This window comes from Streptomyces sp. UH6 (assembly GCF_013421635.1).
GTDB classification, from domain to species: Bacteria; Actinomycetota; Actinomycetes; order Streptomycetales; family Streptomycetaceae; genus Streptomyces; species Streptomyces abyssomicinicus.
On record NZ_JACADT010001091.1, the window covers coordinates 1 to 1,798 of the forward strand.

Annotated in this window: 1 protein-coding gene and 1 pseudogene; one reads left to right on the forward strand and one right to left on the reverse strand. The window is 74.3% G+C overall.

The features are described 5' to 3' along the window. The coding region (gene proB / locus HW445_RS29540) for a glutamate 5-kinase (protein WP_180223890.1) at window positions 1–1,078 on the reverse strand (1,078 nt) is incomplete at its 3' end. 254 nt (window positions 1,079–1,332) lie between these two features. Between proB and HW445_RS29545 the strand changes: the two are divergent. Continuing rightward, window positions 1,333–1,798 (forward strand): annotated as a pseudogene (locus tag HW445_RS29545) (hypothetical protein); the annotation flags it as partial.

Genomic DNA, 1,798 nt, shown 5'->3' on the forward strand with positions numbered 1-1,798 from the left:
GGTGGACGACCTCCCGCTCGTAGGCGGGGCCCAGCTCGCGTGCCAGTTCCCTGGTCGACCGGCCGATCAGGAGGGGGATCTCCCGTGCGTCGAAGTTCACCAGGCCGCGCGCCACGGCGTGCCCCTCGGCGTCCCGCAGCTCCACCGGGTCGCCGGCCTGGAACTCGCCCTCGACCCCGGCGATGCCCGCGGGCAGCAGGGACGTCCGCCGCTCCACCACGGCCCGCACGGCGCCGTCGTCCAGGGTCAGCGCGCCCTGCGGGGCGGAGGCGTGCTGGAGCCACAGCAGGCGGTCGGCGGACCGGCTGCCGGTGGCGTGGAAGTAGGTGCCGGTGTCGCGGCCCCTCAGCGCGTCGGCCGCCCGGCTGGCGCTGGTGAGGACCACCGGGATGCCGGCCTCGGCGGCGATGCGGGCGGCCTCCACCTTGGTGACCATCCCGCCGGTGCCCACGCCGGCCTTGCCGGCGCTGCCGATCTCCACGCCCTCCAGGTCCTCGGGCCCCCGGATCTCGCCCAGCCGGGACGTCCCGGGGCGGGACGGATCGCCGTCGTACAGGCCGTCGACGTCGGACAGGAGCACCAGCAGGTCGGCGTGGACCAGGTGGGCCACGAGCGCCGCCAGCCGGTCGTTGTCCCCGAAGCGGATCTCGTCGGTCGCCACCGTGTCGTTCTCGTTGACGACCGGTACGGCTCCCATGGCGAGCAGCTTGTCGAGCGTGCGGGCCGCGTTGCGGTGGTGGGCGCGCCGGCTCGTGTCGTCGGCCGTCAGCAGCACCTGGCCGACCCGCACGCCGTACCGCGCGAAGGACGCGGTGTAGCGGGCCACCAGCAGTCCCTGCCCCACGCTGGCGGCCGCCTGCTGCCGGGCCAGGTCCCTGGGCCGGCGCCGCAGCCCGAGCGGCGCGAGTCCCGCGGCGATGGCTCCGGAGGACACCAGGACGACGTCCCGCGCGCCGCCGTCCCGGGCCGCCGCCAGGACGTCGACCAGGGCGTCGACGCGGTCGGCGTCCAGACCGCCGTCGGCCGTGGTCAAGGAGGAGGACCCCACCTTGACGACGATCCTGCGAGCCGCGGTCACGTTCTCCCTTGCCCCTGTCACCTTGCCGTCGTCCCCTCACCTGTTCTCGGCTGCCCGCCCGGCAATCTACGCGACCCGGGCGGACCGGTGCGCGTGCGTTCCGCTCACCGGGCACTCCCGGGTTCGCTCCCGGGTCACCCGCACGCGCCCGGGTTCCGGCCGCGGTGGCGCCACGGCGTGTCGTCGGAGCGTGCACGCGCGTTGTACCTGAGTCACGCACACACCACGTTCGCGCAGTCCATTGGAGTGACGCAGTGCTCACACCCGTCCCCCGTCGGCAGACCGCCGTGAGAGGCGTGATCATCGCCGTGCTGGCGGTGTCGTTCGTCCTGTCGGCCGTCACGGCCGTCGTTCCGAACGTGCCCGCGATGATCGCCACCACCGTCGTCTCCCTTGCCGTCGAGGGGGTCCTGTACCGCTGGCAGCGCGGCATGGTCTCGGTCTTCGCCAAGACGCACGCCGACGTCACGGTCCGCCATCTGCTGGGCGACATACTGATCGTCGTCGCACTGGTCCGGGCGCACGGCCAGCGGCAGGAGAACGACCTGGCCGCGCCCCTGCTGGCCCTGCTGGGCTTCTACGCACTGCACTTCCTGATCCAGGCCGTCTCGGTGGTGGTCCGCCGCTCGCGCACCCTGCCGGTGCTCACCCGGAACATCGACGCCTCCGCCCTGCGGCTGACCGCCGCCCCGCCGGCGCTGCTGCTGCGCCGCGCCGGGC